This window comes from Vreelandella sp. L-25 (assembly GCF_056857535.1).
Genome location: NZ_JBSXNH010000067.1, coordinates 1 through 24,032, shown reverse-complemented (window position 1 = coordinate 24,032; position 24,032 = coordinate 1). Strand labels below are relative to the sequence as shown.

The window sequence follows — 24,032 nt, the reverse complement described above, 5'->3', positions numbered from 1 at the left end:
AAATAGCGACTGAAAGAGACTTTTTATGATGATCAGAAAGACCTTGCTGAGCTGCGCGCTGAAGAAACGAGCCACCCAGCTGTCCGCAGGCAGCCTGATGGTGCTTTGCCTGGGCACGAGCGCGGCGCTGGTTCCGCTGACCGTGCATGCGCAAAATTTCGAGTCGGCCCAGCGTCAGCAGTTGGATAGCGTCGTCGCGGTCGTCAATGATGGCGTCATCATGCGCAGCGAGTTGGATGACCGCATTGCCCAGGTGGAGCAGCAAGCAGCGGCTCAGGGCGGCAATTTGCCGCCGCGTAACCAGCTGGCCCAGCAAGTGTTGGAGCGTATGGTCATGGATGAAATCCAGCTGCAAATGGCCCGCCGAGCCAATCTGAGTGTGGATGACACCGAACTCAACCGCCAGCTACGCAGCATTGCCGAATCCAACAACATGACGCTGGATCAGTTTGCCGATGCGGTAGAAGCCGACGGCATTACTCTGGCCGACGTGCGCGAAGACGTACGCCGTGAAATGTTGATGCGTCAAGTACAGCAGCGCCAGATCAGTCAGCGCGTCACGGTCTCCGATCGCGATGTGGAGCGTTTCTTGAGCCAGCAGCCAAGCCAGCAGCAGGGGCAAGCCTTTATCGAAGAGACCCGTGCCCGCCATATCCTGGTGGAACTGACGCCTACGCGTAACGAGAACCAAGCCCGCGCCCGCGCAGAAGAGGCTCGCCAGCGTTTACAGCAGGGCGCAGACTTCGCGTCGGTGGCCCGTGAGTACAGCGACGATCGTGGTAGCGCCATGAACGGCGGCGACCTGGGCTGGGTGCGCCCTGGCCAAACGGTCCCTGCGTTCGAAGAAGCCATGACATCGCTCAGCCCTAACCAGCTCTCCGAGCCTGTGCGCTCTCAGTTCGGCTATCACGTCATCGAAGTGCTGGAGCGTCGCCGTCAGGACGTGACCGAAGAGAGCCGTCGTGAGCAGGTGCGCCAAGCGATTTTCCAGCGTCGTGCCAACGAAGAGCTGCAAACCTGGCAGCGTGAAATTCGTGAACAGGCCTTCGTGGATATCCGTCTCTAATGACGCGGCCGCTGCTGTTGACCACCGGTGAGCCTGCGGGCATCGGGCCAGAGCTTGCGCTGATGCTGGCCGCTCGTGGGCAATTAGCCAACACGGTGGCGGTGGGTGACCCGCAGATGCTGCGCCAGCGCGCCGCGCTGCTCGGGCTGGCCGTAGAGGTCGTCGAGGCCGCGCCGGGTGGCTTGGATATATCCTCTCCAGGGCGTTTGGTGGTGTGGCCCGCCACACTGCGAGCGCCTGCCACGCCTGGGGGGCTCGATCCCGCCAATGCCCGCTACGTGTTGGAGACACTGCAAATTGCCGTAGACGCCTGCCAAGCAGGGCAGGCTGCGGCAATGGTCACCGCGCCGCTGCATAAAGGGGTCATCATCGAAGGGGGCTTTCCCCACTTCACCGGCCATACCGAGTGGTTGCGCGACGCCTGTGGCGTCGATGAGGTGGTGATGCTGCTGGCGACCGATGCCGCGCTGCATGCCAAGAACCCGCTTTGGCAAGGCAGCGGCGATTTGCGCGTGGCGCTGGTGACGACTCATCTGCCGCTGCGTGACGTGGCCGATGCCATCACGTTCGAGCGGGTCACCCAGATTAGCCGCTTACTGGCCGCTGACCTGCGGCGCCAATTTGGCATCTTGAATCCGCGCATTGCGGTGTGCGGCCTCAACCCCCATGCCGGGGAAGAAGGGCATTTGGGGCGCGAAGAGCTGGACACGATCATTCCGGCCCTCGACGCGCTGCGTGCCGACGGGTTGGATATCCAAGGGCCGCTGCCCGCCGATACGCTGTTCACTCCACGCCACCTAGCCGGAGTCGATGCGGTGCTGGCGATGTATCACGACCAGGGCTTGGCAGTGCTAAAATACGCAGGCTTTGGGCAAGCTGCGAATATTACCCTCGGCCTACCGCTGGTACGTACTTCAGTGGACCACGGCACCGCGCTGGATTTGGCGGGCCGCGGCACTGCCGACCCCAACAGCCTGGGCGTCGCGCTATCGCTTGCACAGCGGCTTGCTGCCCAGCGTGCCAGCACCCTGGCCGCTCCATGAATCAACCCTCCAAGGAACACTGTTAGATGTCTCAAGTGCCTCAGCAGCACCGCGCTCGTAAACGTTTCGGTCAAAACTTTCTGCGGGATCTCGGTATTATTTCTCGTATCATCCGCGCCATTGGGCCACGTGAAGGTGACCGACTCGTTGAAATCGGCCCTGGGCAAGGGGCACTGACGGCGCCGCTGTTAGAGGCGACTGGCAAGCTGGAAGTAATCGAACTCGACCGCGACCTGATTCCTGGCCTACGGGTGCAGTTTTTCAACTACCCCGAGTTCGTGATTCACGAAGGCGACGCGCTGAAGTTCGATTTTGCCGAGCTGAAGGGCGATGGCCCGGCGCTGAGGGTAGTGGGTAACCTGCCTTACAACATCTCCACGCCTTTGATCGTGCATTTGCTGAGTATGGGCAGCGCCATCGCCGATATGCACTTCATGCTGCAAAAAGAGGTAGTGGAGCGCTTGGCCGCCGAGCCAGGCAGCACCGACTGGGGCCGTCTTTCCGTCATGGCGCAGTACTACTGCCAGGTAGACCAGCTATTCATCGTGCCGCCGGAAGCCTTTGTACCGCGTCCGAAGGTAGATTCCGCGATTGTGCGCTTAACGCCCCGCGAACACCTGCCCCACACCGCCGATGACCCGGCGCTGCTGTTCGAGCTGGTGAAGCTGGCCTTTGGCCAGCGGCGTAAAACCCTGCGGAATAACCTGAAAGGGCGGGTGAGTGCCGACACGTTGGAAGCGCTAGGCATTGACCCTGCACGGCGGCCGCAAACTCTAACCGTGGCGGAGTACGTGGCAATTGCCAACCAAGTAGCCGCCGATGAGGCGGCCAGCGCAGTGGCTAACGGTGATACTAAGGGGAGTGATGAGGCTTGAGCGGTTTAGACATTGAGGTGAGCGTCACGCCGGAGTTTCGTGACGCAGAGTCTAGCGACAGTGAATCCCGCTACGTGTTTAGCTACACGGTGACGGTTCATAACCAAAGCCCGCACAGCGTACAGCTAATGGCGCGTTACTGGAAAATCACCCAGGGCAGCGGCGACAGCCAAGAGGTGCGTGGCAAGGGCGTGGTGGGCCAGCAGCCGCTGATTGGCCCTGGCCAGCGTTTTCGTTATACCAGCCGGGCGATTTTGCAAACGCCGGTCGGTGTGATGGAGGGTGCCTACACCCTGCTTAATACGTATACCCAGCGGGCTTTTGATGTGCCCGTTTCGCCTTTTCGTCTAGCGGTGCCCCGTCAACTGCACTGAACTCTGTTAGCCGGGAATGCCCATGAGTATCTATGTCATTGGCGACCTGCACGGCTGCCATGTTGAATTTATTAGCCTGCTGGAAGCAATAGACTTTAACCCGACCCACGATACGCTCTGGCTGGTTGGGGATTTGATTAACCGTGGCCCAGGGTCGCTTGCCTGCCTGCAGGAAGCTAAAGCGCTGGGCAGTGCCGTGCGCTGTGTGCTCGGTAACCACGATTTTCACCTGCTGGTGGTCGCCCGCGGGGGCGGCAGATTGAAGAAAAACGATACGCTGGACGATATTCTCGCCTCGCCCCAGCGGGAAGCGCTGCTGGATTGGCTGCAGAGCCAGCCTTTGGCGGTTCAAGAAGGCAATACGTTAATGACCCACGCCGGAGTGTTGCCGAGCTGGAGTGCTGAGCAGGCTCTGGCGCTGAGCGGTGAAGTTCAGGCGGCGCTACACAGTGAAAGCGCGGGTGCGTTTCTGACCCAGTTGTTTGGTAATCAGCCTGACCGTTTCCGGGAGGACTTGGAAGGCGTGGATCGCCTGCGCTGCATCGTTAACGTGTTTACCCGCATGCGCTTCATTGATGCGCAGGAGCGCCTCGATTTTGCCGCCAAGGAGGGGCTCGATAGCGCACCGGCAGGCTTTGCCCCCTGGTTTCAATTTGCTCGTCAGGATGATCTGCACATTCTGTTTGGCCACTGGGCGGCACTGGAAGGGCGCACGCCGAATGCGAAGATCAACGTTCAAGGGCTAGATACCGGCTGCGTGTGGGGTGGCTCGCTCACCGCGATGAACCTGGACACCGGTGAGCGTACTAGCGTGCCGAGCCTGCAAGGAGGCCGTTAAGTGTTTCAACAGGATGCATTGACCCAAGGGCTTGACGTTTACCGGGTAGGCGGCGCGGTGCGGGATGCGCTGCTTGGCTGGCCAGTAGTGGACCACGACTGGGTGGTGGTGGGGGCCACACCGGAAGCGATGCGTCAGCGGGGCTTTAAACCCGTTGGCCGAGATTTTCCGGTGTTTTTGCACCCGCACACGGCGGAAGAGTATGCGCTGGCGCGCACCGAGCGTAAGTCAGGTCATGGCTACAGTGGTTTCGAGGTGTATGCCAGCCCCGATGTAACACTGGAAGAGGATCTCTCCCGGCGTGACCTAACGATCAATGCCATTGCCCAAGGGCCAGGCGGCCAACTGACAGACCCCTTTCACGGCCAGCAGGATATAGAGCAGCGCCTGCTGCGCCATGTATCGCCTGCGTTTAGCGAAGACCCGCTGCGGGTGCTGCGTACTGCGCGCTTTTTAGCCCGCTATGCTCACTTGGGTTTTACCATTGCCCCAGATACCCACACGCTGATGCGTGAAGTGAGCCAAAGCGGTGAGCTTGGCCACTTAGCCGCAGAGCGGGTGTGGATAGAAACCGAGAAAGCATTGGGTGAACCCAATCCTGAACAATATTTCACCACGCTAAACGAGTGCCAGGCGCTTGCCACTTGGTGGCCTGAGCTTGCCGAGGGCGAGACGTTGACTGCTGCCCTCGATGCGCTAGCCAGCGCGCCTGAGACCTCGTCACCCGCGCTGGCCCACTGGCGCTATGCGCTATTGGTATCGGTGCTTAGTGATGAGCAGCGCGACGCGCTAGCGAGCAGGTTGCGGCTGCCCAACTCAGTAGCGCAGTTGGCTCGCCATACCGCGCTGACTAAAGCGTTGCTCAATGAACCGTTAAACGGCGAGCGAGTGTTGCACTGGCTGGAGCGGCTGGATGGCTGGCGTAAACCTGCCCAGGTAGCGGCGCAGCTGGCGCTTGTTAGTCGTCTGGCACCTGAGCGCCAAGCTGTGCTGCGCGCTGCGTGGCAGGCAGCGCAAGCGGTAAGCCCGCAAGCGCTGCTGAGCGAGGGGTATCGGGGAGCGGCATTAGGAGAAGCGCTGCGCCAGCATCGGCAGAAGGCGGTGGCAGGTGCGTTAGGCGAGGGGTAGTCGCGCTAGCGCGGCATCGCCGCACGAGGCTGCGGATCTGCTTGGGAAATCCAACGGCCCCGCCAGTGAAAATCAATCGCCCACAGGCGCTGGTCACCTAATGTGAAGCGCTTCCAGAGTGTAGCGTAGGATGTTTGGCAGGCGGGGTGGCGCTCGTTGGGTAACAGTTCAGCGAGTGGCTGGAGCACAAAGGCATTGCGGGTGATTTCCGCGCGGGGCAGGGCGACGCCATCAATCGTATCGCAGACACTGCCGACGGTCAGCAGGTCGATATCCAGAGCACGGGGGCTGTATTTAGCCATGTTGGGGGTGCGGCCATGATCAATCTCAAGCTGCTTAGACCACGCCTGGAGCTCACCCACCGACCAGTCGCTATCAAACGCCACCACTAAGTTGTAAAAGTTGCGGCTGTCCTTGAAACCTACGGGCTCGCTTTCAAAAATGCGCGATATCTGTAGGCGGCCAAACGTAGCTTCTAGAGCATCCAGGCAGAGGCGAATATGCGTGTCGGGATCAATGTTGCTGCCTAGACTGAGAGTTACCAGGCTCATAAGTTCGGGTCCTTGGTAGCCTCCGGCAGCGTACCGCGAGTGATTTCAAGACCAACGCTTGCCGCTTGAGGCACCGCGCCCGGCTTTCGGACGGTCATGCGCAGCCAGCTAATCGGGAATTCATGTTGCAAGCAGGCGGCGAGACGTTCAGCGAAGGTTTCTACCAAGGCGAACTGATGCTCGTCGGCGAACTGCTGGATTCGCTGGCATATCGCGGCATAATCAAGCGTTAAGCGTAAATCATCCGTAGCGGCCGCTGGCCGAATATCCGTTGCCAGCGATAGATCCAGGCTCAGCGATTGCGTTATCGTGCGTTCCCAGTCGTAGACACCGATGACGGTGTCTACGGTGAGTGCTTCGATCAAAATGCGGTCCACAGGCCTTCCCCAGGGTCAACAAGCGGGCGATTGTACTTGAGGATGACCAGAAACGACAGTAAGGCAGCGGCGTTGGCCGCTAATGCCAGGGTGGGCAGGCCATGATATGGATAGTGATCGGCTATTTAAGCGGCAGTTGGCTGGCGGCAGTGAGCGTATGTCGGTGGGCCGGTGTGACGGATCCACGGTTTTGCGGCTCTTACAACCCAGGATTTTCGAACGTGCTCCGCCTGTATGGTCCAAGGCTCGCCGCGGCCACGCTGCTGCTCGATGCGTTAAAAGGGGTGCCTGCAGTGCTGGCTGCCAAGCTGCTGGCGCTGCCGGTATGGCTGCAGGGGCTTGTCGGCTTGGCTGTGCTGCTGGGACACAGCTACCCGATTTGGTTTAGCTTCCGTGGTGGAAAGTCGGTCTCCAGTGCGTTTGGCGTGTTGCTGGTATTGGTGCCCAGCGTGGCGCTGATCACGGCGCTTTGCTGGGCGCTACTCGCGTGGCGGTTGCGCACGGCGGCGGCGGCATCGCTCGTTAGCGCGCTGTTGGCACCGCTGCTGTGTCTCTGGCTAGCCCCCGGCTACGTCAGCGTTGTAGGGGGCTTTAGCCTGCTCGTATTGGCCCGCCATGGCCTCAATATTCGCCGCTTACGCCGTGGGGAAGAGCCGCCCCTACGCGGATAGCCCTACGCGGATAGCCCTACGCGGATAGCCCTACGCGGATAGGCGCGAGAGCTACCGTGGTGCTGTAAGCGTATCGAGCGGCCAGCGAGGGGTCGCCTGCATTATGCCGTTGTCATCACGCTCGCCGGCTGCCAAGCGCTGCGCACCGACATAGGCAATCATGGCGCCGTTGTCGGTACAAAAGCGCCCGCGAGGGTAATAAGCACGGGCTTGGCGCTTTTGGGTCTCCAGCGCTAGCCGTTCACGCAAGCGCGTATTGGCGCTCACGCCACCTGCCATAACAATGCGCTTTAGCCCGGTTTGGTCGAGCGCTCGGCGGCATTTGATCACCAGCGTATCCACCACGGCCTCTTCAAAGGCCCGGGCCACATCTGCTTTGGCCTGCTCATCCAGCTCGCCCGCTGCTTCTAACTGGCGAATCGCCGTCAGGGTATGGGTTTTTAAACCGGAGAAACTAAAATCCAGCCCCGGACGATCAGTCATTGGGCGCGGAAAACGAAAGCGCTTTGGGTCGCCCTGTTCGGCAAGCTTTGCGACCAGCGGGCCGCCTGGATAAGCAAGGCCGAGCATTTTGGCGGCCTTGTCGAAAGCCTCCCCGGCGGCGTCATCCACCGACTCCCCCAGCAGTTGGTAGTGCCCTAACCCCTGTACTTCGACTAGCTGAGTGTGGCCGCCCGAGACCAGAAGGGCCACGAACGGGAACTCCGGCGCGTCATCTTCCAGCATCGGGGCGAGAAGGTGGCCCTCCATGTGGTGAACGCCCAGCACCGGTATGTTCAGAGCTTTGGCCATGCCGTGAGCGGTGCTAGCGCCCACCATCAAGGCACCAACCAGGCCCGGTCCGGCAGTGTAGGCGATACCGTCCAGGTCTTGACGGGTGAGGTTGGCATCCTTCAGTACTTGCTCAATTAGCGGCAATAGCTTGCGGGTGTGATCCCGAGAGGCCAGCTCAGGCACAACGCCGCCATACTCCGCATGCATGGCGATTTGGCTATACAGCGCATCGGACAGCAGACCCTGTCCACCGGTGAACGCGGTATCGTAAATAGCGACGCCAGTTTCATCGCAAGACGTTTCAATGCCCAGTACGCGCATGGCAAAAGAACTCGTGTAGGTGGTAAGGCAGAGGTTTAAAACCGGCTAGTCTAGCATTATGGCAGTAGAGGGGCGTAAGCATTTGCAAAGATCGCCAACCGCGACTAGACTACTGTGCGCTGTAAAACTGGGTCGTACACCGTTGTGTTCGGTGTGCGAACTATCCGAACTCAAGACTCCTTAAGGTAGGTGAGTGCTTAATGCCTTCTGTAAAAGTACGTGATAACGAGCCGTTTGACGTCGCCCTGCGTCGCTTCAAGCGTTCTTGCGAAAAAGCTGGCGTTCTGTCTGAAGTACGTCGTCGCGAGCACTACGAGAAGCCGACTGCTGAGCGTAAGCGCAAAGCGGCCGCTGCCGTAAAACGTCACGCCAAGAAGTTGCAGCGTGAGCGTAAGCGTTTCGAACGGCTCTATTGATCCGTACCTGGGGATAGCCTGCGCAGTTAGCCGGTTATCTCAAGAGGGATGCCAAGCGGCCGCCACTAGGTGGCCGTTTGTTTTTCGTTCTGTGATGTGTGTTTTGCGCGGTTTAAGGTGATCAGGCGCGTTGCCTGATGACGTTAGGCCCGCCCATTAGCGCTTCGCGCGAGGATGCCCGCAGTTCATGGCAGGCCAAATTCCACAGCGTTTTATTGACGACCTGCTTGGCCGCGTTGACGTGGTGGAAGTGGTTGGCGAGCGCGTGCAGCTTAAAAAAGCGGGCCGCAACTTCTCCGGTTTGTGTCCTTTCCATCAAGAAAAAACGCCGTCGTTTACGGTGAGTGCCGATAAACAGTTCTACCACTGTTTTGGCTGTGGCGCTCATGGCAACGCGCTGCGTTTTTTAATGGAGTACGACAAGCTGCCGTTCCCCGAAGCGGTGGAGCAACTGGCTGGACGTTTAGGGCTCGAAGTACCCCGCGAGGGGGCGGATGACCCGCGTGCTCAGCAGCGTGAGAAGAAGCGTAAAGAGGGCGTTAACCTGTTGGAAGTGGCTGCCAGTTTCTACCGTGAGCGGCTGAAAATGCAGGAGGGTCAAAGTGCTCAGCGCTACCTGCAGGGCCGTGGACTGTCGCCAGAGGTCATCGACACCTATGGTATTGGTTATGCACCGGGTGGCTGGGAGGCGCTCAAACAGCACTTGTCTGCAAAAGGTATCGGCGAGTCGGTACAGGTAGAGTACGGCCTGCTGATTCACCGGGAAGATACCGGCCGCACCTATGACCGCTTTCGTGACCGGGTGATGTTTCCCATCCGCGATCTGCGTGGCCGAACCATCGCCTTTGGTGGCCGTGTTATGGGGGATGAGCAGCCTAAATACCTGAACTCTCCAGAAACCCCTGTCTTTCATAAGGGGCGCGAGCTGTATGGTTTGTATGAGGCGCGCCAAGCGTCCAGCAAACTCGAGCAGCTGGTGATGGTCGAAGGCTATATGGACGTGGTGGCATTGGCCCAGTACGGCATTCATAACGCCGTCGCCACCTTGGGAACTGCCACCACGGAAGACCACTTAAGCCGCCTGTTTCGTTTGGTGAGCCGAGTAGTGTTTTGCTTTGACGGTGACCGTGCTGGCCGTCAGGCGGCAAGCCGCGCCTTGGAAACGGCGCTGCCGCAAATGATTGATGGACGTGAGGCGCGTTTCCTATTTCTGCCCGATGGCGATGACCCTGATTCACTGGTGCGTCGCGAGGGTAGCGAAGCATTTCAGGATCGTGTGACCTGTGCGATGCCGCTCTCGGAGTTTCTCTTTGAGCAGGCCGCCCAGGGGCGTGACTTGAACACGGTGGAAGGGCGCGAGCGTTTTGCCACCCAGGTGCTAGAGGCATTGAACAAAGTGCCTGAAGGCATGCTCAAATCGCTACTGCTTGAATCACTGGCAAAGCGTAGCGGGCTGGCGCAGTCGCAGTTGCAGGCGCTGTTAGATAGGCGCACGGCAGATGCCGCTGCAAAAGCGTTGCCGCAGTGGGGGCCTGTTGAGGAGCCAGCCGCTGAAATGGTGCCAGAGCAGGCGCTGCCTCGCTCGGCGGCACGTGGCCGCCGCCAAGGGGCAAGGCTGCAAACGCTCTCTACGGTGAGTCGTATTGTGCAACTGCTGCTTCATGAGCCGCGTTTGGTGGCGTCGCTACCCGAATCGCTGGATTGGCTGCCAGAAAATAGTGAAGAGGCGCCGCTGTGCCGCGCTTTAATCGAGCTGCTGCGCGCCGGACGCTATCGCAGTCCGCAGGTGGTGTTAGCGCATTTTCAGGGTAGTCATGAGGGGCAGGTGTTGGCAGAGCTGGCACAGCGGGAGCTGCTGATTCCTAAGGGGGCAAGGGAAGCAGAGCTAAGCGGGCTGGTAGAGCATTTGGTCGAGAAGCAGCGTAAGCGTTCGCCCCAGGAAGAGTACGATGCGCTGTTGGCACTAGAGCGTTCTGGCCAGAAGCTGGATAAAGCTCAGCGGCAGCGGTTGGCGAGTCTGATGATGGAGCTAATTCAGCGCATATGAGGGCGTCAAACCAAAGCAATTCGCACAATGGGGTTGAATTAACAAGCTTCAGCACCACATACAGGGTTAGTCGCCAGGCGCTGGCCTAACCGAACAACCTAACACACCTGAATGACCGCGCAAATACGTTTCGCTGGAAAAATTCCAGCTATTTACGCTATACTGTTCGGCTTGTTGAGTTTAATCGATTCAGCGCCCCAGGTGTTTCATTCTTCTTCGTCGAGATAGGGTTTCTATGGCTGGAAATGCGCAGCAGCAGTCACGTCTGAAGGAGTTGATCGCGCGCGGCAAGGAGCAGGGCTACCTGACCTATGCCGAGGTCAACGACCATCTACCCGAGGATATCGCCGACCCGGATCAAGTGGAAGACATCATTGGCATGATCAACGACATGGGTATTAGTGTCGTTGAGGAAGCGCCAGATGAAGACACTTTGATGATGTCGGATCACTCCACGGACGAGTCCGCTGCGGAAGAGGCCGTTGCGGCACTCGCCGCCGTGGAAAGCGACGTAGGTCGCACCACCGACCCCGTACGTATGTATATGCGTGAAATGGGAACGGTTGAGCTTTTGACCCGTGAAGGCGAAATCGAAATCGCCAAGCGGATCGAAGAAGGCACGCGGGAAGTGATGTCCGCACTGGCTTATTTGCCGGGTGCAGTTGCCTCTATTCTCGAAGCCTACGACGCTACCCAGGATGAAGAAGCACCTGGGCGCCTATCTGACCTGTTCTCTGGCTTTATCGACCCCGACGAAGGTATTCCGGGTGTTGCTGAAGCGGAAGTGCCGGAGCCTGTCGTTGAGACTGAGCTGAGCGATGATGACGATATCGACAGCGACGATGACGACGAAGAGGACGACACTACCGCCAGTGAAGGTGGCCCGGACCCCGAAGAGGCGAAGGCACGTTTTGAGCAGATTCGTGAGCAAAATGCTGCCGTTGAAGCAGTGCTGGCCAAGCATGGTCGGGGTAGCGCTGAGCTCAAGGCTGAACAAGCCCGCCTAGCGGAGCTGTTCTCGCCGATTAAGCTGGTGCCTAAACACTTTGAGCGTTTGGTCGGTCAGATACGTATCAGCGTTGAACAGGTGCGTGCCCAAGAAAAAGCGGTCATGCAGCTGTGCGTCAAGAAAGCCAAGGTGCCGCGCAAGACGTTCATCAAGTCGTTCCCGGGCCACGAGTCGGATCCGACGTGGCTGGACGCCTTCCAAGAAGCGCATCCCAAGTACGCTGACCGCTTAGAGCCACTGCGTGCCGATATCGCCCGCGCTCAGCGTAAGATTGCCTTCGAAGAGGACATGGTGCAGCTCTCGGTTGCCGACCTCAAAGAGGTGAATCGCAAGCTGTCGATTGGTGAAGCAAAAGCTCGTCGCGCCAAGAAAGAGATGGTTGAGGCGAACTTGCGCTTGGTAATCTCGATTGCCAAGAAGTACACCAACCGTGGCCTGCAGTTCCTGGACCTGATCCAGGAAGGCAACATCGGCTTGATGAAGGCGGTGGACAAGTTCGAATACCGTCGTGGCTACAAGTTCTCGACCTACGCGACATGGTGGATTCGTCAGGCCATCACTCGCTCGATTGCCGATCAGGCGCGTACCATTCGCATCCCGGTACACATGATTGAGACGATCAACAAGCTCAACCGTGTTTCCCGCCAGATGCTGCAAGAGATGGGTCGTGAGCCGACGCCGGAAGAGCTGGGCGAACGCCTGGAAATGCCGGAAGACAAGGTGCGCAAGGTGCTCAAAATCGCCAAAGAGCCGATCTCCATGGAGACGCCGATTGGTGATGACGACGATTCGCACCTGGGTGACTTTATCGAAGACGGCACCATGTTGCTGCCGATCGATATGGCCACCGGCGAAGGCTTGATCGAAGCAACCCGCAACGTGCTGGGTGGCTTGACTGCCCGCGAAGCGAAAGTCCTGCGTATGCGCTTTGGTATTGATATGAATACTGACCACACGCTGGAAGAGGTGGGCAAACAGTTTGACGTCACCCGTGAGCGGATTCGTCAGATCGAGGCCAAAGCGCTGCGCAAGCTGCGTCACCCCAGCCGCTCAGAACCGCTTCGTTCGTTCCTAGACGAGTAAAGCCGCGAGTAGTGAAGAGTGAGTGGTGAAATAGAGTCGCCACGAAGACCGAAAAGCCCGCCGTTCTCTGAACGGCGGGCTTTTCGGTTTATGTTATGCCGTTTAAAGCTTAGAGCGTGTAGTAAGTGGCAGAGCCTGGACCAACCGGCAAGCCAAGAATAAACACCCAGATAAAGAACAGCACGCTCCAACCGATCAGCATGAACAGCGTGTAAGGCAGCATGAGAGCGACCAGCGTGCCGATGCCCATGTCGTTACGATAACGGGTCGCCACTGCGAGAATCAGGCCAAAGTAGCTCATCATGGGCGTAATCAGGTTGGTGACGGAATCGCCGATCCTATACGCCGCCTGAATGACTTCGGGCGCGTAACCCATGAGCATCAGCATGGGGACGAAGATAGGGGCAGTGACCGCCCACTGCGCCGACGCGCTACCCAGCGACAGGTTCACGAAGGCGCACATGAGGATGAACAGCGCAAACAGGCCAGGGCCGCGCAAGCCAAGGGAGTCCAGCAGGTCAGCGCCCGCCACGGCAGTCACGGTGCCAAAATTACTCCAGTTGAACAGCGCCACGAACTGAGCGGCAAAGAACACCAGTACAATATAGAGCCCCAGGCTGCTCATGCTTTTGGCCATGGCATCGACGATATCGCGATCGTTTTGCATGGTGCCCGCGAGTCGACCATAGACAAAGCCCAGCACGGTGAAGGCAATGGCGACAATAACCACAATGCCGCGCAGGAAGGGTGAGCCGCTCACAAGGCCCGTCTCCGGGTTCCGCAGAATGCCACTTTCTGGCACTACCATCACAGCGACCAGCGCAATGAGGGCCAGGGTGGCTAAGCCGGTACCTTTTAGTGCCCGCTTTTCAGTGGGCGTCAGGCCCTCCATACGGTTCTGGTCGATATCGCTATCCGCATAGGCGGAGTCAAACTTGCCAAGCTTAGGTTCCACAATGCGTTCGGTGACCAAGCCGCCAATGAGAGTCACAAAGAAGGTGCTGGCAAACATAAAGAACCAGTTGGCTTCAGCCCCGACTGAATAGGTAGGGTCGAGCAACCGTGCCGCTTCCTGGGTAATGCCAGAGAGCAGCGGGTCGACGGTGCCAATCAATAAGTTGGCGCTGTAGCCGCCGGAGACGCCACAAAACGCCGCCGCCAGGCCCGCTAGCGGGTGCCGACCTAAGGAATGAAAGATCATCGCTGCTAGCGGAATCAGTACCACATAGCCAAGCTCGGCGGCCATGTTCGACATGATTCCGGCAAACACCACTGCATAGGTGACGATGCGTGGTGAACGGTTAAGCACTAGTGCGCGCATGCTAGCGGACAACAAGCCAGAGTGTTCGGCAACTCCCACCCCTAGCATGGCCACTAGTACCGTGCCCAGGGGCGCAAAGCTGGTGAAGTTAGTCACCATTTCGGTAACCAGGCGGCGTAGACCTTCCGCGTTTAAGAGTGAGTTCACTGCAATCCACTCGCCCTCATTGGCGGGGCGCGGGTCAGCGACTGAAACGCCAAGCGCTGCCGCAATGCCGCTCGCCACAACGACCAGTACGCAGAGAATGGCAAATAGTGTGACCGGGTGCGGCAGCAGATTACCTAGCCACTCGACGCTATCGAGAAAGCGGGTAAATGCTCCGCGTTTTAGGTTTTCTTCACGATTTTGTGGGTTTGTCATAAGGTTTATATCGTTGATAGGTTATTTTTCAGCAAAAATGCCTATATAGGTTTGGTGGCTGACACTACGTTGATGATGCAAGCGGCGCAAATGGCTTTACGCATAGCGGAATTTAAAAAATGAAACGCCGCTGACTGAGCCAGTCAGCGGCGCTTGAGAAGGGGCGAACGTCAGGAGGTATTAAAGCGTCAGCCGTGCGCGATGCAGGCGGCGAGCGAGGAAAAATAGTTCAATTAGGGCGAACAGAATTAAGCTGTAGCCCAGCAGTTCAATGGCCTCTTCGGCGATATCTTTAAAGTCGCGAATGTAGCTCTCTTCAAGCACGGCGCGCCAAAAATCCTGACGTCCATATAGACGAGAAAAGATATAAGTGACCAGGACACCTGCCGCGAACAGCCCAAATGAAAACGTATTGCTGTAGTAGCGGAACTCATCCAGGAAACGCTGACGATGAATAATGACCCAGGCAAGGCTCGGTAGCACAATCAGCGCGACGAGATATTTCCAGGTGTCTTCCGCCACGTAGTGATCGAGAAAGTAGTCCTGCTCACGCACGAGCGATGCGCTGATAAACGCCAGCAGCAGCGTGACGGTGGGCCATACGTTCAATACGTGGCGAATATAGATCAGTAGCGCGCAGCAGCTTGCTAATACCAAGGTTTGGGTGAATTCGGTAAAACCAAGCTCGGTGTAGCGAACTTCAGGCAGGTAAAGCACTTCCAGGTAACCGCCTTGGGCGATACCACCGATGGCGAGCGTGTACAGAGTGGCACGAAGTAGCGCGGTGCGAAAGCTAATCGCCCAGGGGGGAGATGGTGACATACCAGTGTCCTTATCGGAGATAAAATGTTACGGGAGGTAAACAAACATGCAGGGGTGAATGTTAATTATATCGTCACATTTCTATGCTCGCACGTCTAACTAGCTGAGAATTGCTCGACGGCTAGCCGGTTAGGCTACAAAGTAGCGCTACAAGAAGCGTAATAATTACCTCTAGGGGCAGGCACTTTTATGGCAATTAGTGTGTTTGATCTGTTTCGGATTGGCATTGGCCCATCCAGCTCACATACCGTTGGGCCCATGCGGGCAGCGCGAGATTTCGTCATGGCGCTGACAGCGCCCAAGGTCAGCCGTGTTGTGGTAAGGCTGCACGGCTCGCTGGCAGCGACTGGTGTCGGTCACGGCACTGATAATGCCGTGGTGATGGGGTTGATGGGCGAGACGCCAGAGGCGGTTGACCTTGATACTATCGCCGAGCGCTTAGCCGCATTGGATAACAGCGAGCCATTGAGGCTTCCCAACGGCCAAGCGCTAGCGTTTCAGCGCGCACGTGATATCGAATGGGATGAGGCCTGCCTGCCGTTTCATCCTAACGCCATGGTACTCACGGCGTATGAAGGAGATACGGTGATCAGTACGAACACCTATTACTCCCTGGGCGGTGGATTTTATGTGGACCAGGCCTGCGCTGACCGAGGCGGGCTGGATGAAGACAAAACAGCGTTGCCTTATCCCTTTGAGTCAGCAAATGAGTTACTGACACTGTGCCAGCAGCACGGCCTAAGCATCAGCGAGCTGATGTTAGAAAACGAGAAAGCTTGGCGTAGCGAAGCCGCGATACGTGACGAATTACTCACCATCTGGCACGCCATGCGCCAGAGCATTGATAATGGCCTGGAGGCCACCGGGCGCCTACCGGGCGGCTTAAATGTCCGCCGCCGCGCCCATTCACTGCATCAGCAATTGCTCTCGCCGCCCGACAATCAGCGCCTGATTGTGACCAGTTTTACCGTGATGGACTGGGTCAACCTGTTTGCGCTAGCAGTGAACGAAGAGAATGCCGCTGGTAAGCGGATGGTGACCGCGCCTACCAACGGTGCCGCGGGTATCGTGCCCGCCGTGCTGGCGTACTATCTAAAGTTCGAGCCGGACGCCTGCGATGCCGATGTAGTGAATTTTTTGCTGACTGCCGGTGCCATGGGCATTCTATGCAAAAAGAACGCTTCAATTTCCGGCGCTGAAGTGGGGTGCCAAGGGGAGGTGGGCTCTGCCTGCGCCATGGCCGCGGCCGGGCTGGCCGAAGTGCTGGGCGGTACGCCCAAGCAGGTAGAAAACGCCGCGGAAATTGGCCTGGAACACAACTTAGGGCTCACCTGCGACCCGGTGGCAGGGTTGGTGCAGGTACCCTGTATTGAGCGCAACGCCATTGCCTCGGTGAAGGCGATCAATGCCGCACGCATGGCGCTGCACGGTGACGGCGACCACTTCGTCTCGCTGGATAAAGTGATCCGCACCATGCGCGATACCGGGCGCGATATGCAGGATAAGTACAAAGAGACCTCGAAAGGTGGTCTCGCAGTCAATGCCATCGAATGCTAATGAGCGGGTAACAGAGTGTCGATATGGTCGACCAAATGGTCGACCAACTGACGAATCTTGGGCGATAAGTGGCGGTGGCGAGGGTACACCGCCCACACCGCCGTGTCGTGGTGTTGGAATGGCTCCAGCACCGACACTAACTCTCCACTGGCCAGATAAGGCGCCACGTAGTAATCCGGCAGCTGGGCGAGCCCCAGCCCTTTGAGGGCGGCATCCAGCAGGGCAGGCCCCGAGTTGCTGCTCCAGCACCCCTCTACCTTGACCTCTCGCCGCTGACCGTGCACTTCGAACAGCCAGTTGGGGCGCGACCCCAGCAGGCAGCGGTGTTGGCTCAGCTCGCCCAGCGTGTGGGGACGGGGCGCCTGACGAAAATAGGCCTGTGAGCCCACCACGTATTCGCGGCGTCCGCACAGCCGCCGGGCAATCAGGCTGGAGTCTTTCAACACCCCCATGCGAATGGCGATGTCGAAACCCTCTTCGATCAACTCCACCGGGCGATTGGTGAAGTGCATGTGTACTTCGAGCTGAGGGTGCAGGCGCTGGAAGTCATTGACTAGCGGGGCAACGTAGCGCTCACCGAAAGTCGTTGCCGAGGTCAGTTTTAGTAGCCCATGGGGTTTGGCCTGCAGCTCGCTGATCGCCTGCTCGGCATCACGCAGCCCATCGAACAAATGGCGGCAGTGCTCCGCGTACAAGGCCCCAGCATCGGTCAGCCGAATCTGCCGTGTGGTGCGGTAGAGTAGCTGCACGCCTAGTTGGTTCTCTAGCTGGCTGACCAAACGGCTGATATGCGAGGTAGAGACTTTGAGGTGTCGAGCGGCGGCGGAAAAGGTGCCCAGCCTGACCACCTCGACGAAGGCTTCGATACGATCCCAGCGCTGCATGGCGAACCCTTAATGAAAGAGATTGTTGCTCAGGAGCAATAATCTTGTGAGTGTATCCCGCTTTATCTTTCTCGCCTAGCTGACCTACACTTCAGGTCTATCTCGCGTTTTCATGGAGTGTTTGATGATGTCGATGATCTCTTCACGCTGGCCACGGCGTGCTTTGGTGGCTGCTATCAGCGCCGGTTGGGTCGCTGCCGCTCAGGCAGAGGTGCCTGCCCAGCAGCAAGAGCAGGCATCGGGCTGGTTCCGTATGATGGTAGGCGATACCGAAGTGACGGCGCTGTACGATGGCCATACCACACTAGACACCTCGCTCTTAAAAGGCATGGAGCATGACGAGATTCTGCGCCATCTCGACGCATTATTCATCGATGCTGAGAACGGCATGCAAACTGCCGTGAACGCTTTTTTGATTCACACCGGCCAGAACCTGGTGCTCGTTGATGCAGGGTCGGCGGCGTGTTTTGGTCCCACACTGGGCCAGGTCGAGCAGAACTTACGCGCGTCGGGCTATGCACCGGAACAGGTCGATACGATCTTGATGACCCACCTGCACCCGGACCATGTGTGCGGTTTGGTGGATGAGAACGGTGAGGCGGTCTATCCCAATGCCGAGCTGCGCGCCAGCGAAGGCGACGCTGACTTCTGGTTGGACGAAGAGCGCTCTCAAGCGCTTCCAGAGGAGGAGCGTGCCTTCTTTACCATGGCACAAGAGGCCGTGGCGCCCTATCAAGAGGCTGGCCGATTCAGCCCCTTTGCGTCGGGCGATGAGCTGCTGATGGGCATCGTTGCGCGGGATACTCACGGCCATACGCCGGGCCATGCGAGCTTTATGCTCAATAGTGATGACGACGCCATGTTGGTATGGGGCGATGTCGTCCACAGCTACGGCGTGCAGTTTGCTGACCCAAGCGTTGCCATCGAATTCGATTCCGACCCCGAGCAAGCGGTACACACACGTGAAGCGGTGCTGGAGAGAGCGGTCGATGAGAAGCACTGGGTGGCCGGTGCTCACATGCCGTTCCCGGGCATCGGTCACATCGTCGAAGACGAAGAAGGCTACCGCTGGCTGCCCATTGAGTTTGCGCCTATCGCCCGCGATAGCGAGTAATCCACACCCTTGGTAAGTCGAGTGCGCCACGGCGTGCTCACTCACAGACATTTAAACGATAGTCAATAAACTTTAGCTAGGAGTGACCATGAAATCACGTGCTGCGGTTGCATTAGAAGCGGGTAAGCCGCTTGAGCTGGTTGAGATTGATGTTGAAGGCCCGAAGGCGGGAGAAGTGCTGGTGAAAATGGCCGCCACCAGCGTGTGTCACACAGACGCCTTTACGCTGTCCGGTGCCGACCCTGAGGGCAACTTCCCTGCCGTACTGGGCCACGAGGGCGCGGGCGTTGTTCAAGAAGTGGGCGAAGGTGTTACCAGCGTGAAACCTGGCGACCACGTTATTCCGCTCTACACCGCCGAGTGCGGTAAGTGTAAATTCTGCCTCTCAGGTAAAACCAACCTCTGTGGTAGCGTACGTGCGACCCAAGGTAAAGGTGTCATGCCAGACGGCACATCACGCTTCTCGCTAGACGGCAAAATGCTGCACCACTACATGGGCACCTCCACGTTTAGTGAGTACACCGTGTTGCCGGAAGTATCGCTGGCGGTGGTCTCCAAAGAAGCGCCGATGGATAAAATCTGCCTGCTGGGCTGCGGTGTTACCACGGGTATTGGTGCCGTTATGAATACCGCGAAAGTAGAGCCCGGCTCTACCGTTGCCGTGTTCGGCTTGGGTGCCATTGGCTTGGCGGTGATTCAGGGGGCGGTGATGGCGAAAGCTTCTAAAATCATCGCGATTGATGTCAATCCAGACAAATTTGTGCTGGCCAAGCAGTTCGGCGCGACTGATTTCGTCAACCCCAAAGATTACAGTGACCCGATCCAACAGGTCATCGTTGATATGACCGATGGCGGCGTCGACTACTCGTTTGAGTGTATCGGCAACGTCAACGTGATGCGTTCAGCGCTTGAGTGCTGCCACAAAGGCTGGGGTGAATCGATCATTGTCGGCGTGGCAGGCGCAGGCGAAGAGATCTCAACCCGTCCCTTCCAGCTGGTGACAGGCCGCGTTTGGAAAGGCTCGGCGTTCGGTGGTGTGAAAGGCCGTAGCGAGCTGCCGGGTTATGTAGAGCGTTATATGAACGGCGAGCTGAACATCGACGACTTCATTACCCATGACATGCCGTTTGAGAAGATCAACGAAGCCTTCGACCTGCTCCATGCCGGCAAGAGCATTCGTACCGTTCTGCATTACTGAGTATGATGAAAGCAGCCTGAAAGAACGCGGCCGGGGCAACCCGCCGCGTTTCACTGTTTAAGGAGCCTGCCTATGAGCATGAGTGAAACGTTGGAGCTGGTGTCGGCAAACCGCAGTTTTGGCGGTTGGCACAAGCGCTACCGCCACTACTCCCGAGCCCTGGACTGCGACATGGTCTTTGCGGTGTACCTGCCGCCACAAGCCGAAAACGAGCGGGTGCCCCTGCTGTGGTGGCTGTCGGGGTTGACCTGCAATGACGAAAACTTCATGCAGAAAGCCGGCGCGCACCGCATTGCGGCAGAGCTGGGCGTGGCGATCGTATGTCCGGATACCAGCCCGCGCGGCACGGAGTTGCCCGGCGAGCATGAAAGCTACGATCTGGGGTCTGGCGCAGGTTTCTACGTGAACGCCACCCAGGCGCCCTGGAAGCCTCACTACCGCATGTACGATTATGTGGTCGAAGAGCTGCCGTCCGTGGTGCGTCAGCATTTTCCGGTCAATGGCCGCGAGTCGATCAGTGGGCACTCCATGGGGGGGCACGGTGCATTGATCCTGGCGCTGCGTCATCCGGGGCGCTTCCGTTCGGTATCGGCCTTTGCGCCGATCGTGAACCCGATGAACTGCCCTTGGGGGCAAAAAGCCTTCACCAGCTACCTTGGGGAAGATCAGACCCGCTGGCGCCAGTACGATGCCTGCGAGCTGGTAGCCAATGGCGCTTCCCGGCAGCGGTTGTTCATCGATCAAGGGGAAGCCGATCAGTTCCTGGAAGAGCAGCTGATGCCCGAGCGTCTGGAAGCGGTATGCGCCGAGCATGATCACCCGCTAACGCTGCGCCGTCAGCCAGGCTACGATCATAGTTACTTCTTCATCGCCTCGTTCATCGAGGACCATTTGCGCTATCATGCGGAGCACCTCATGAAACGTTAAGGGTACCGAGACATGGTCAATCGCGCGCTGCGCCGAGTTCTTCGTCTGCTTTGGCGTCTTGTTTGGCGTGGCGCGCTGGCCTTTGTGCTGCTCTCGGTGGCGCTGGTGTGGCTGTTTCGCTTCGTGCCGCCGCCGGGTTCCATGGTGATGGTGGAACGCAAGGTACAAAGCTGGGTCCATCGCGAACCCATCACCATCCAGCACCAGTGGCGTAGTTGGGACAATCTCTCGAATAACGCCAAGCTGGCGGTGATTGCCGCCGAGGACCAACGCTTCCCGATTCATCGTGGTTTCGATGTGGTGGAGCTGCGTCGTGCCTGGGAGGCCAGCCGCGATGGCTCGAGGCTGCGGGGAGCCAGTACGCTCAGCCAGCAAACGGCCAAGAACGTTTTCCTATGGAGTGGGCGCAGCTGGCTGCGCAAAGGGCTGGAAGCGTGGTTCACCCTGCTGATCGAAACCTTCTGGAGCAAGCAGCGGATTCTGGAGGTGTACCTGAACGTGGCCGAGTGGGATACCGGGGTGTTTGGGCTGGAAGCTGCCGCCGACCACTACTTTGGTGCTTCCGGAAGTGCCTTGACCGAGCGCCAGGCCAGCCTGCTGGCGGCCATCCTGCCTAGCCCGCGCACTCGCAGCGCATCGCGACCCGACGCCCAGGTCGAGCGCCGCGGCCAGTGGATCCGCCAACAGATGCGTAATCTGGGTGGCACGGCTTACCTCGAACGGCTTTGAACCTTCTTCAATCGTATTGCTCGTCAGCCACGCTGGCCAGCACACCTACCTGTGGCCTGGCGAAATAGTACCCCTGCTGTACCGAAATGCCCAAGTCCAGCAGGCAGCGTGACTCTGCCCGTGTCTCGACCCCTTCGGCCACCAGTTGGGTGCCCAGCGTGCGCGCCAGGGCGACCAGGCTTTTGAGAATGGCCTGCCGCCGTGGATTGCCGTCGCAGCCCATGACCAGCTCTCGGTCTACCTTCAGCGTATCCGGTCGCAAATCGGTCAACAGGTTCAGGTTGGCATAGCCGTTGCCAAAATCATCCAACGACGTGGTGAACCCCATGCGGCGATAGCTATCGATGATGTTGCGCAGGTGTGTTCGGTCGACCACCCGTTCGGTTTCGGTGATTTCGAAGTTCAGCCGCTCGGTGGGCCAGCCCACCCGGCGTGATGTTTCCAGGGTAGATTGAATACAGGCTTCGGGTTCGTAGACGGCATTGGGAAGAAAGTTGATCGAGAGACGCGCCTCCATCCCCAGCTCACTGGCCAACTCGATGGCTTTGACCCGACATGCCTGGTCAAAGCGATACAGCAGGTCGTCGGTCACCTGCTCAAGAATGGAAAAAGCGGACTCACCGTTGACGCCTCGTACCAACGCCTCGTAATAGATCACTTTACGACGTGCTACGTCCACGATGGGCTGAAAGGCCATGGTAAACGCGAATGGTACCGGTGTGTCGCAGCGGTTGCAGACGCCGTTTACTCTGGCGCAATGAGGTTGTGCTGTCATGTTCTTCCAAGCCCTGGAACGATCAAAATTATTAGGGTTATTTGCTGGCGGATTTGACGACCATCACCACCCCTGCGATGGCAATGACCATGCCGATGAGCCCCATCAGCGGCAGCCGTTCATCAAATAACCACCACGCCTGCAGCGCGGTCACGGGAGGCACCAGATAAAAGAGGCTTGCCACGCGGGAAGCCTCCCCCTTTTTTATCAAGGCCATCAATAACAGGATAGCGGCAATTGACAGAATCAGCACGAGCCAGCCCAGCGTCAGCAGGAAGGTCGTGCTCCACGTTACGGAGCGGGTCTCGAACAACAGCGCGCCCAGGCCCAGCAGGGTGCCTGCTGCCAGGTACTGAATCACTGCACCCGACAGCAGCGGCATGCTGGTGCAGTAGCGTTTCTGGTACAGCGTGCCCAGTGAAATACCCAGCAATGCGGCGAGTACACTGACCAGTGCCCCCATGCCAAAACCGCTGAACAGCGAACTGCCAAACTCCAGCTTGCTGCCCAGCACCAGGCAGATGCCTACCAGCCCCAGCGCCAGGCCCAGCCATTGCCGCGCGCCCAGGCGTTCGCCCAGCAGTGGGCCTGCACAGGCGGCGGTCAACAATGGCTGCAAGCCGACCAGCAAGGCCGCCAGACCCGCTGGCATTCCCAGGTAAATGCCATAGAATACGCCGCCAAGATAGGTGGCATGCACGAGCAGGCCCGATATCCCGATATGCATCCATAGCCTTGGTGAACTCGGCCATGGAATGCGCATCAGCAAGGTCAGCGGCACGAGCAGCAGCAGCGTCAACACGAAGCGGATAAACAAAAACGTGAAGGGTTCGGCGTAGGGCAGGCCAAACTTGGCACCAATGAACCCCGTGCTCCATAACAGCACGAAGAGCCCAGGCATGGCGGCCAGGGCGAGCGAATGGCCGTGTATGTTTTGCAAGGCCTTGAAATGGCTAGACATAAAGCTCCTATTTGCCAGCGTGTTGTTTATCTGTTGTTGTTACGTTATGTTCTTCTTGAAACGTGTTTTTACATAAAAGATGGAACCTGTGCCTGAACCACGCGTCACACTGGGCACATTCATAACGCGTCAATGAGGTTTCTTACCATGCAACGTATGACTGCTCTGTTCTCTGCTGCACTTCTTGCGACGGGTCTGATGGCGGGCACCGCTCACGCCCAGCAAGCCCAGGACCCGGCACAAGATCCGATGGCGACCCAGCAGGCGCCTGCACAGGATTTTTCTGATCAGCAGCTACAGCAGTTCGCCGATGCTTCTCAAGAAATCGCCGTGATCTCTCAGGAGTACACCCAGCGTCTGCAGGAAGCAGAAGACGAAGCTGCCCAACAGGAAGTTCGCGCTGAAGCCAATGACCGCATGATCGAAGTGGTCGAAGACAGCGGTCTGGACGTCGACACGTTCAATGCTATCGGTCAATCCATCCAGCAGGATCCGGAAATGATGCAGCGCGTTCAAGAAATGGCTAGCCAGTCATAAGCCTGTTGCCACCGCCTCTGGCGGTGGTGAACCATCGAGACCTGCAGGATAGTGCCAGATTTTCCTTAACGTGCGAAGTACCTGCCTGTTCTGTGGTCTAAAAGCCCAGCGCCAACGCGCTGGGCTTTTTTTGGTGGTGCGCCAGGCATGGCGCGAAGCGCCGCTCAGGCGCTATCCGGTCAACCGTGGTGGTTGGCGGGATGACTTGGGGGTGAGAGTCCCCTACGGACCCTGATAGCGGGAACCGTTAGCTGAACAGCAAGGGTGTCCGTCG

At 58.4% G+C, this 24,032-nt stretch carries 24 protein-coding genes; 16 read left to right on the top strand and 8 right to left on the bottom strand.

The annotated features are described in order from the left end of the window. Nucleotides 1-25: 25 nt before the first annotated feature. From AC13CN_RS10700 to AC13CN_RS10675, 6 genes are read left to right on the top strand one after another with little or no spacing between them, the layout of a single operon-like run. Complete coding sequence (locus tag AC13CN_RS10700; protein ID WP_172416447.1) at nt 26-1,066, top strand: peptidylprolyl isomerase; 1,041 nt, start codon at nt 26-28, stop codon at nt 1,064-1,066. Next, nucleotides 1,066-2,109, top strand: coding sequence for a 4-hydroxythreonine-4-phosphate dehydrogenase PdxA (gene pdxA, locus AC13CN_RS10695; protein WP_044629673.1), 1,044 nt, complete (start codon nt 1,066-1,068; stop codon nt 2,107-2,109). The genes AC13CN_RS10700 and pdxA overlap by 1 nt, the downstream gene beginning before the upstream one ends. Nucleotides 2,110-2,135: 26 nt before the next feature. Further along, nucleotides 2,136-2,984 (top strand): 16S rRNA (adenine(1518)-N(6)/adenine(1519)-N(6))-dimethyltransferase RsmA, encoded by an 849-nt coding sequence (rsmA, locus tag AC13CN_RS10690; RefSeq protein WP_253557034.1) that lies wholly within the window; start codon nt 2,136-2,138, stop codon nt 2,982-2,984. After that, on the top strand, nt 2,981-3,358 hold the full coding sequence (apaG, locus tag AC13CN_RS10685) for a Co2+/Mg2+ efflux protein ApaG (protein ID WP_044629671.1): 378 nt from the start codon (nt 2,981-2,983) through the stop codon (nt 3,356-3,358). The genes rsmA and apaG overlap by 4 nt, the downstream gene beginning before the upstream one ends. 22 nt (nt 3,359-3,380) lie before the next feature. Then, on the top strand, nt 3,381-4,196 hold the full coding sequence (locus AC13CN_RS10680) for a symmetrical bis(5'-nucleosyl)-tetraphosphatase (protein ID WP_089675383.1): 816 nt from the start codon (nt 3,381-3,383) through the stop codon (nt 4,194-4,196). After that, nucleotides 4,197-5,324: a tRNA nucleotidyltransferase/poly(A) polymerase-related protein gene (locus AC13CN_RS10675; protein ID WP_074210212.1), complete on the top strand. Its 1,128-nt coding sequence runs from the start codon at nt 4,197-4,199 to the stop codon at nt 5,322-5,324. A gap of 5 nt (nt 5,325-5,329) precedes the next feature. Here AC13CN_RS10675 and folK read toward each other — a convergent pair whose 3' ends face one another. Together folK and folB are read right to left on the bottom strand one after the other, a co-directional pair. Then, nucleotides 5,330-5,875, bottom strand: a complete 546-nt coding sequence (gene folK, locus AC13CN_RS10670; protein ID WP_044629668.1) for a 2-amino-4-hydroxy-6-hydroxymethyldihydropteridine diphosphokinase — start codon at nt 5,873-5,875, stop codon at nt 5,330-5,332. Beyond that, nucleotides 5,872-6,252 (bottom strand): dihydroneopterin aldolase, encoded by a 381-nt coding sequence (gene folB / locus AC13CN_RS10665; protein WP_044629667.1) that lies wholly within the window; start codon nt 6,250-6,252, stop codon nt 5,872-5,874. Before folB ends, folK begins: the two co-directional genes overlap by 4 nt. A 101-nt stretch (nt 6,253-6,353) precedes the next feature. Here folB and plsY point away from each other — a divergent pair, with 101 nt between their 5' ends. Continuing rightward, nucleotides 6,354-6,923 (top strand): glycerol-3-phosphate 1-O-acyltransferase PlsY, encoded by a 570-nt coding sequence (gene plsY, locus AC13CN_RS10660; RefSeq protein ID WP_054641174.1) that lies wholly within the window; start codon nt 6,354-6,356, stop codon nt 6,921-6,923. A 51-nt stretch (nt 6,924-6,974) separates the two neighbouring features. On the opposite strand, the gene tsaD is transcribed toward plsY, so the two are convergent. Beyond that, nucleotides 6,975-8,018: a tRNA (adenosine(37)-N6)-threonylcarbamoyltransferase complex transferase subunit TsaD gene (gene tsaD / locus AC13CN_RS10655; RefSeq protein WP_137093553.1), complete on the bottom strand. Its 1,044-nt coding sequence runs from the start codon at nt 8,016-8,018 to the stop codon at nt 6,975-6,977. Nucleotides 8,019-8,218: 200 nt separating this feature from the next. Here tsaD and rpsU point away from each other — a divergent pair, with 200 nt between their 5' ends. The 3 genes from rpsU (at nt 8,219) to rpoD (ending at nt 12,573) form a co-directional block, all read left to right on the top strand. Further along, nucleotides 8,219-8,434, top strand: a complete 216-nt coding sequence (rpsU, locus tag AC13CN_RS10650) for a 30S ribosomal protein S21 (RefSeq protein WP_016416934.1) — start codon at nt 8,219-8,221, stop codon at nt 8,432-8,434. A 187-nt stretch (nt 8,435-8,621) separates the two neighbouring features. Beyond that, nucleotides 8,622-10,481: a DNA primase gene (gene dnaG, locus AC13CN_RS10645; protein ID WP_253557035.1), complete on the top strand. Its 1,860-nt coding sequence runs from the start codon at nt 8,622-8,624 to the stop codon at nt 10,479-10,481. Between the two features lie 235 nt (nt 10,482-10,716). Continuing rightward, nucleotides 10,717-12,573, top strand: a complete 1,857-nt coding sequence (rpoD, locus tag AC13CN_RS10640) for an RNA polymerase sigma factor RpoD (RefSeq protein ID WP_044629663.1) — start codon at nt 10,717-10,719, stop codon at nt 12,571-12,573. A gap of 109 nt (nt 12,574-12,682) precedes the next feature. Here the strand turns inward: rpoD and AC13CN_RS10635 are convergent, their stop codons facing one another. Both AC13CN_RS10635 and AC13CN_RS10630 read right to left on the bottom strand, forming a co-directional pair. Beyond that, complete coding sequence (locus AC13CN_RS10635; RefSeq protein WP_074210216.1) at nt 12,683-14,254, bottom strand: AbgT family transporter; 1,572 nt, start codon at nt 14,252-14,254, stop codon at nt 12,683-12,685. Between the two features lie 180 nt (nt 14,255-14,434). Beyond that, nucleotides 14,435-15,076: a hypothetical protein gene (locus AC13CN_RS10630; protein ID WP_083024174.1), complete on the bottom strand. Its 642-nt coding sequence runs from the start codon at nt 15,074-15,076 to the stop codon at nt 14,435-14,437. Between the two features lie 189 nt (nt 15,077-15,265). Here AC13CN_RS10630 and AC13CN_RS10625 point away from each other — a divergent pair, with 189 nt between their 5' ends. Further along, nucleotides 15,266-16,633 (top strand): L-serine ammonia-lyase, encoded by a 1,368-nt coding sequence (locus AC13CN_RS10625; RefSeq protein ID WP_083024172.1) that lies wholly within the window; start codon nt 15,266-15,268, stop codon nt 16,631-16,633. Here AC13CN_RS10625 and AC13CN_RS10620 read toward each other — a convergent pair. Continuing rightward, on the bottom strand, nt 16,630-17,517 hold the full coding sequence (locus AC13CN_RS10620) for a LysR family transcriptional regulator (RefSeq protein WP_054641524.1): 888 nt from the start codon (nt 17,515-17,517) through the stop codon (nt 16,630-16,632). The two genes, AC13CN_RS10625 and AC13CN_RS10620, sit on opposite strands and share 4 nt — an antisense overlap. 124 nt (nt 17,518-17,641) lie before the next feature. Here AC13CN_RS10620 and AC13CN_RS10615 point away from each other — a divergent pair, with 124 nt between their 5' ends. From AC13CN_RS10615 to mtgA, 4 genes are all read left to right on the top strand, one after another. After that, nucleotides 17,642-18,631: an MBL fold metallo-hydrolase gene (locus AC13CN_RS10615; RefSeq protein ID WP_244891583.1), complete on the top strand. Its 990-nt coding sequence runs from the start codon at nt 17,642-17,644 to the stop codon at nt 18,629-18,631. Nucleotides 18,632-18,719: 88 nt separating this feature from the next. Then, the gene (locus tag AC13CN_RS10610) at nt 18,720-19,829 is read left to right on the top strand and encodes an S-(hydroxymethyl)glutathione dehydrogenase/class III alcohol dehydrogenase (protein ID WP_062361028.1); all 1,110 of its coding nucleotides are present in this window, start codon (nt 18,720-18,722) and stop codon (nt 19,827-19,829) included. 72 nt (nt 19,830-19,901) lie between these two features. Further along, a complete protein-coding gene (gene fghA, locus AC13CN_RS10605; RefSeq protein ID WP_016916326.1) occupies nt 19,902-20,756 on the top strand; it encodes an S-formylglutathione hydrolase in 855 nt (284 codons plus the stop codon). 12 nt (nt 20,757-20,768) lie between these two features. Further along, nucleotides 20,769-21,485 (top strand): monofunctional biosynthetic peptidoglycan transglycosylase, encoded by a 717-nt coding sequence (gene mtgA, locus AC13CN_RS10600; RefSeq protein ID WP_016916327.1) that lies wholly within the window; start codon nt 20,769-20,771, stop codon nt 21,483-21,485. 7 nt (nt 21,486-21,492) lie between these two features. Here mtgA and AC13CN_RS10595 read toward each other — a convergent pair whose 3' ends face one another. Then, nucleotides 21,493-22,260, bottom strand: a complete 768-nt coding sequence (locus AC13CN_RS10595) for an EAL domain-containing protein (protein WP_455685089.1) — start codon at nt 22,258-22,260, stop codon at nt 21,493-21,495. A 37-nt stretch (nt 22,261-22,297) separates the two neighbouring features. Continuing rightward, complete coding sequence (locus AC13CN_RS10590; protein WP_062361032.1) at nt 22,298-23,221, bottom strand: DMT family transporter; 924 nt, start codon at nt 23,219-23,221, stop codon at nt 22,298-22,300. A 147-nt stretch (nt 23,222-23,368) separates the two neighbouring features. Between AC13CN_RS10590 and AC13CN_RS10585 the strand changes: the two genes are divergently transcribed. Continuing rightward, nucleotides 23,369-23,758, top strand: coding sequence for a DUF4168 domain-containing protein (locus tag AC13CN_RS10585; RefSeq protein WP_039175645.1), 390 nt, complete (start codon nt 23,369-23,371; stop codon nt 23,756-23,758). Nucleotides 23,759-24,032 lie beyond the last annotated feature (274 nt).

What these genes read in the sequence shown, in the direction of transcription:
- AC13CN_RS10700 (WP_172416447.1), top strand. Translation starts at nt 26, where the DNA reads ATGATGATCAGAAAGACCTTGCTGAGCTGCGCGCTGAAGAAACGAGCC.
- pdxA (WP_044629673.1), top strand. Translation starts at nt 1,066, where the DNA reads ATGACGCGGCCGCTGCTGTTGACCACCGGTGAGCCTGCGGGCATCGGG.
- rsmA (WP_253557034.1), top strand. Translation starts at nt 2,136, where the DNA reads ATGTCTCAAGTGCCTCAGCAGCACCGCGCTCGTAAACGTTTCGGTCAA.
- AC13CN_RS10680 (WP_089675383.1), top strand. Translation starts at nt 3,381, where the DNA reads ATGAGTATCTATGTCATTGGCGACCTGCACGGCTGCCATGTTGAATTT.
- folK (WP_044629668.1), bottom strand. Translation starts at nt 5,875, where the DNA reads ATGAGCCTGGTAACTCTCAGTCTAGGCAGCAACATTGATCCCGACACG.
- plsY (WP_054641174.1), top strand. Translation starts at nt 6,354, where the DNA reads ATGATATGGATAGTGATCGGCTATTTAAGCGGCAGTTGGCTGGCGGCA.
- tsaD (WP_137093553.1), bottom strand. Translation starts at nt 8,018, where the DNA reads ATGCGCGTACTGGGCATTGAAACGTCTTGCGATGAAACTGGCGTCGCT.
- rpsU (WP_016416934.1), top strand. Translation starts at nt 8,219, where the DNA reads ATGCCTTCTGTAAAAGTACGTGATAACGAGCCGTTTGACGTCGCCCTG.
- dnaG (WP_253557035.1), top strand. Translation starts at nt 8,622, where the DNA reads ATGGCAGGCCAAATTCCACAGCGTTTTATTGACGACCTGCTTGGCCGC.
- rpoD (WP_044629663.1), top strand. Translation starts at nt 10,717, where the DNA reads ATGGCTGGAAATGCGCAGCAGCAGTCACGTCTGAAGGAGTTGATCGCG.
- AC13CN_RS10635 (WP_074210216.1), bottom strand. Translation starts at nt 14,254, where the DNA reads ATGACAAACCCACAAAATCGTGAAGAAAACCTAAAACGCGGAGCATTT.
- AC13CN_RS10630 (WP_083024174.1), bottom strand. Translation starts at nt 15,076, where the DNA reads ATGTCACCATCTCCCCCCTGGGCGATTAGCTTTCGCACCGCGCTACTT.
- AC13CN_RS10625 (WP_083024172.1), top strand. Translation starts at nt 15,266, where the DNA reads ATGGCAATTAGTGTGTTTGATCTGTTTCGGATTGGCATTGGCCCATCC.
- AC13CN_RS10620 (WP_054641524.1), bottom strand. Translation starts at nt 17,517, where the DNA reads ATGCAGCGCTGGGATCGTATCGAAGCCTTCGTCGAGGTGGTCAGGCTG.
- AC13CN_RS10615 (WP_244891583.1), top strand. Translation starts at nt 17,642, where the DNA reads ATGATGTCGATGATCTCTTCACGCTGGCCACGGCGTGCTTTGGTGGCT.
- AC13CN_RS10610 (WP_062361028.1), top strand. Translation starts at nt 18,720, where the DNA reads ATGAAATCACGTGCTGCGGTTGCATTAGAAGCGGGTAAGCCGCTTGAG.
- fghA (WP_016916326.1), top strand. Translation starts at nt 19,902, where the DNA reads ATGAGCATGAGTGAAACGTTGGAGCTGGTGTCGGCAAACCGCAGTTTT.
- mtgA (WP_016916327.1), top strand. Translation starts at nt 20,769, where the DNA reads ATGGTCAATCGCGCGCTGCGCCGAGTTCTTCGTCTGCTTTGGCGTCTT.
- AC13CN_RS10595 (WP_455685089.1), bottom strand. Translation starts at nt 22,260, where the DNA reads ATGACAGCACAACCTCATTGCGCCAGAGTAAACGGCGTCTGCAACCGC.
- AC13CN_RS10590 (WP_062361032.1), bottom strand. Translation starts at nt 23,221, where the DNA reads ATGTCTAGCCATTTCAAGGCCTTGCAAAACATACACGGCCATTCGCTC.
- AC13CN_RS10585 (WP_039175645.1), top strand. Translation starts at nt 23,369, where the DNA reads ATGCAACGTATGACTGCTCTGTTCTCTGCTGCACTTCTTGCGACGGGT.